The organism is Lactobacillus sp. S2-2, from assembly GCF_021698855.1.
Classification (GTDB): Bacteria; Bacillota; Bacilli; order Lactobacillales; family Lactobacillaceae; genus Fructilactobacillus.
On record NZ_WWFA01000005.1, the window covers coordinates 1 to 4,756 of the forward strand.

Below are 4,756 nucleotides of genomic sequence, written 5' to 3' on the forward strand. Positions count from 1 at the left end.
TCGTATAAAATACTTTCATATCTTTAATTGGATTCCAACTAAAATCACGATCATCAGTATCATTTTTTCGATTCCAAGCAGAAACTGCTTGTTCTGAAGAATCTAATACTCCTGAACTCATAGAAATCAAATTAGTATTATCATTAGTATTTTTTCTAGCATCAATATCAACCGTTTTAGCATTATTTAAAATAAATTCATTATTACTTGAAAAATCTAATAAGTTCAAATTAGCATCTCCACCAGATTTAACTCTAAAATACCCCTTATCACCAATTTCTAAACGACTATTAGAAGCCGCACTAATTACACTTCCCTGAGCCCATTTACCATTATCTTTAGTAGTTTGCATGGTATCAACATTTAAATGTGCATGATCATCAACTAATATATTAGTATTAGACGCTATATCAATTAATGGAACAGATGATTTTTTTGTTGTATATTTAGCATCATCAATATTTACAGATGAATTTTTATCTAAATGCATTAAATTTTCTGTATCTTCACCCTTAATAAGTTGGACAGCTCTTTGTCCACCACTAGCTCTTGTATTAATGTTAACTTGTGAATCTCTACCAGTAACCATTTTACCCATACATCTTAATACTGCATATCCTTCACCACCAGTACCATTAGATGTTAAATTAACTACTGCATTATCTCCAACAGTTAAATTACCACTAGTTCCAAAAACACCTAACCAAATAACTCCTGCATTTTCAGTAGTTCCATCATAATGACAATTATCATCAAAAATTAAATTATTAGCTTCAATATTAACTTGATTCGTATCACAAGAATATTTTTTTTCATCGAATGGTGATATATAAGAATTCACTGAATTATTTTTAATTGTACCCTTCATATGAAGCGTATATTTATATGAAGCAGTTAATTGAGCACCTTTGTAATCAATATTACTATAATTAAAAGTTCCAGTTCCACTATCTTTACCACCAGTTACACCATCTGTTTTGAATGGGCCATAATAATTTCTTCCATACATATCAGCATCACTTATATTCCAAATAATATTTGAGTTTTTTAACACTCTATCATTATTATAAAAAGAGGTTCCTCTAAAATCTATTTTATGATTATTACCATTAAAATCAATTGATCTTAATGGTATACGAACATCTCTATGTGATGAACTATCATTATCATTAACTAAATCATCTTCAACCGAAATTCTAGTAACATATTGATCTAACATAGCATTTTTTAAATCATCAAATTTGCTAATCTTATGCAACGGATTATTTTTTTGACTTGTTTCTTCACTGACTTTTAAATGTTTAAAATCTGATACATCAAAATTATTTAAAAAACTATTTTTCGTTAAATTACTATTATCTTTAGTATTAACATCTATATCATTCTGTGTTTTTGCATAATAATTAATTGGTATATATGCACTATTAATTCCATAGAACCCATGCAATTCAGAATCATTTGTTTTTCTAAATTCAACATCTTGTTGATTTATATTCATTTCATTGTTACTTGTACCAAAAACAAACATATCACCTTTATTTTTTTTCATATTAATTTCAAAATTTTTGACTTTGTCAAAGTTTAATTTAACATCTGATTTAAATCTCAATACATCAAATGTTGATCCACTTGCTTCTGTATCAATTTTGAAGTTAGTATCCGAACCTAAATCTAAATAACTATTAGTATCAAAATTCATTACATTAGTATTGTTTCCACTAGAATTAGGTAAATTAATTTAAAAATTAGTCGATGAACCTAATTTAAAATTACTATTATTTCCTACATAAATTATATCTGAAGTATTACCACTTAAGCTTTCAGCATTAATTTTAAAACTGGCATTTGAATCTAAATTAATATTATTATTTTTAGCAAAGTTAATTAAGTCAGCTTGATTTCCACTAGACTTATTAACATTAATATTAAATTTAGAATATTTACTCTGATTAAAAGATGTTCCATCACCAAAATTAATTAAATTATTTTTATTTTCACTCACACCAGCAACATTTAAATCAAATGTTGAATTTTCATCTTGATTAAAAGAAGAGCTAGAACCAAAATCTAATAAATCCATATCTCTTGATTTACCAGCATTTAATGCTTCTACTTTAAAATTAGAATCTTTTCCTTGATTAAATTGAATATTATTTCCAAAATCTAACGTAGATTTTGGCCACCAATTACTACTTGGATTTAATTGTCCATCAACTTTAGCATAAAATTTTGATCTATCTCCAATTTTAAAATCTCTTTTGTAACTTGTATCAGGCATGTTACAAATTGATTGATAACCATCCGGTGCTGTTTCTATACTCAAATTAGAATCATCACCAATAGTCAAACTATCTTTTACCCAAAGTGCACTTTGATTATTTTCTCCACCTGCTTTAAGTGACTGTAAATTAACGTGACTATTATTTCCAATTTTAAAAGAACCTTGATTATCTAAATAAATAACTCCAGCATTATCAACCGTTGAATTTAAAGTTGCATTATCAGTAACTGTTAAGTTAGTTGCTTCAATTGCGTTTTGATTAGTTTGTGTACTATATTTTTTATTATCAAAAGGTGATATATATGAATTAACTGAATTAACCATATTATTTCCACTAAAAATAGCATCAAAATTATAAACCGAATACAATTGAGCTCCAGAATAACTTACATTATCATAAGTTATTACTCCACTACCATAATTTGGATTATTATTATTTGTATATCCTCCTGATTTTAAAGGACCATAATAATTTCTTCCATACATATCCAAATTATTAATATTCCATTTTATATTCATATTTTGTGGAACAGCATCATTGTTATAAAATGAAACACCTCTAAAATCAATTTTGTGTCCCTCTCCATTAATTTTGATTGATTTTAAAGGTATTATAATATCTCTTTCAGCCTCACTTGTTTTTGTATAAACAAGGTCTTTTTTTATGTTTATATTACTTATATCATCACTTACCATTGCATCATTAAACTCATCCCAAGTTGATACATTAACTGATTTACTATCATTATCTAAATCATTACTTATATTTTGAAAGGTACTATCATTACTCAAATTTAAATCATTAGCTTTGATATCACCAAAAGAAAGACTAAAAATAATTAAACCTAGAATAATAACTAAATACTTTCTTATTTTCATAAATATAACCCCTTAAAATTGACTTAAGCTTTCTATAAATTAAAATCACTTGTAGAATTAAAAATTTGGAGGAATTAAATATTAAAAAAATTACAATTATTATGATTATTACTTTATTTGTATTATTTACCTATTAATACTAACGCAAAAGATAATTCGTATGACTATGATAAAACAAACTCTACATTGAATACAATTTTAACGAATCAAAAAATTAAAAAAATTTCATACTTTAATATTAATTTAAGTAACAATCACATTAACAATTAACATTGTAATTTACTAAGAAATTCATGATGTAAATCCTTAAAAAGTGAAAAAATTAATTTAAACTCATAAAAAAAGAACTAGTTCAAATGAACTAGTTCTAATAGATAAATTAATCTTCAACTACGAAAGGCAATAATGCCATAATTCTTGCACGCTTTACAGCTGCAGTTAATTTACGTTGGTTTTTAGCTGATGTTCCTGTAACACGACGAGGTAAAATCTTACCACGTTCTGAAATGAAACGTTTTAATAAATCAACATCTTTGTAATCGATGTATTCAATATGATTAGCAGCGATAAAATCAACCTTACGACGACGTTTTCCGCCACCTCTTCTTTGTTGAGCCATTGGTTGTCCCTCCTCAAATTTTAGTATTTATAATCTTCTCTAAAATGGAAGATCATCATCAGAAATATCAATTTGATCATTTGATCCAGCAAATGGATCAGATGAATTATTATTGTTACCACTATTACTTTGTTGTGGTGTACCAAAAGGATTTTCCTGAGGAGCATTATTATTGCCATTGTTGTTATTGTTATAGCTATTATTTTGATTATTACCTTGTTGTGATGAACGAGGTTCTAATAAAGTAAAGTTTTCAACAACAACTTCTGTTACATAAACACGTTGACCTTGGTTGTTTTCATAATTTCTAGTTTGAAGACGTCCTTCAACCCCAACTAAAGTACCTTTATGCACAAAATTAGCAAAGTTTTCAGCAGCTTTACGCCAAATAACACAGTTAACGAAGTCAGCTTCACGATTACCTTCTTGATTAGTAAAGCGACGATCAACAGCAAGATTAAATGAACCAACTGCTGCACCACTTTGGGTGTATCTTAGATCTACGTCTCTTGTTAAACGTCCGGTAAGTACAACCGTATTAATCATCCTGAAAAACTCCTCTCAATTTAAAATAAATTAGTCTTCTCTATTTACAATCATGACACGTAAAATGTCACTGCTGTATTTAGCGATACGGTCAAATTCAGTCAATGCTTCATTGTTATCAGTAGTTAAGTTAACGATGTGGTATAAACCTTCGTTGTAACCTTTGATTTCAAATGCAAGACGACGTTTTTGCCAATCTTTTGAATCAATAATATCAGCATTGTTATCAGTTAAGATTTTGTCGAATTTTTCTACTAAAGCAGTTTTAGCAGCATCTTCAAGATCAGGTCTGATAATGTAAGTAATTTCGTATTTACTTGTTTCCATAATATTACACCTCCTTGTGGTCTATGGCCCTTCAGTGATTTGAAGAGCAAGGGTTAGATTCTAAGTCGAATCTAACCCTTAAATTATATCCTCTATGCTCAAAA

Annotated in this window: 5 protein-coding genes; all 5 read right to left on the reverse strand. The window is 27.7% G+C overall.

Features of this window, described 5'->3' with window-relative positions:
* Positions 1-1,699: pectate lyase-like adhesive domain-containing protein (locus GSH19_RS04535; RefSeq protein ID WP_237026919.1), on the reverse strand; the 1,699-nt coding region annotated here is incomplete at its 3' end.
* Between the two features lie 39 nt (positions 1,700-1,738).
* Positions 1,739-3,160 (reverse strand): pectate lyase-like adhesive domain-containing protein, encoded by a 1,422-nt coding sequence (locus GSH19_RS04540; protein WP_237026920.1) that lies wholly within the window; start codon positions 3,158-3,160, stop codon positions 1,739-1,741.
* A gap of 379 nt (positions 3,161-3,539) precedes the next feature.
* The gene (rpsR, locus tag GSH19_RS04545; RefSeq protein ID WP_237026921.1) at positions 3,540-3,779 is read right to left on the reverse strand and encodes a 30S ribosomal protein S18; all 240 of its coding nucleotides are present in this window, start codon (positions 3,777-3,779) and stop codon (positions 3,540-3,542) included.
* A 39-nt stretch (positions 3,780-3,818) separates the two neighbouring features.
* A complete protein-coding gene (gene ssb / locus GSH19_RS04550) occupies positions 3,819-4,325 on the reverse strand; it encodes a single-stranded DNA-binding protein (protein WP_237026922.1) in 507 nt (168 codons plus the stop codon).
* Positions 4,326-4,355: 30 nt separating this feature from the next.
* Positions 4,356-4,652: a 30S ribosomal protein S6 gene (gene rpsF, locus GSH19_RS04555; protein WP_237026923.1), complete on the reverse strand. Its 297-nt coding sequence runs from the start codon at positions 4,650-4,652 to the stop codon at positions 4,356-4,358.
* Positions 4,653-4,756: the final 104 nt, after the last annotated feature.

Coding starts and splice junctions, on each gene's coding strand:
- GSH19_RS04540 (WP_237026920.1), bottom strand. CDS start 3,160: ATGAAAATAAGAAAGTATTTAGTTATTATTCTAGGTTTAATTATTTTT.
- rpsR (WP_237026921.1), bottom strand. CDS start 3,779: ATGGCTCAACAAAGAAGAGGTGGCGGAAAACGTCGTCGTAAGGTTGAT.
- ssb (WP_237026922.1), bottom strand. CDS start 4,325: ATGATTAATACGGTTGTACTTACCGGACGTTTAACAAGAGACGTAGAT.
- rpsF (WP_237026923.1), bottom strand. CDS start 4,652: ATGGAAACAAGTAAATACGAAATTACTTACATTATCAGACCTGATCTT.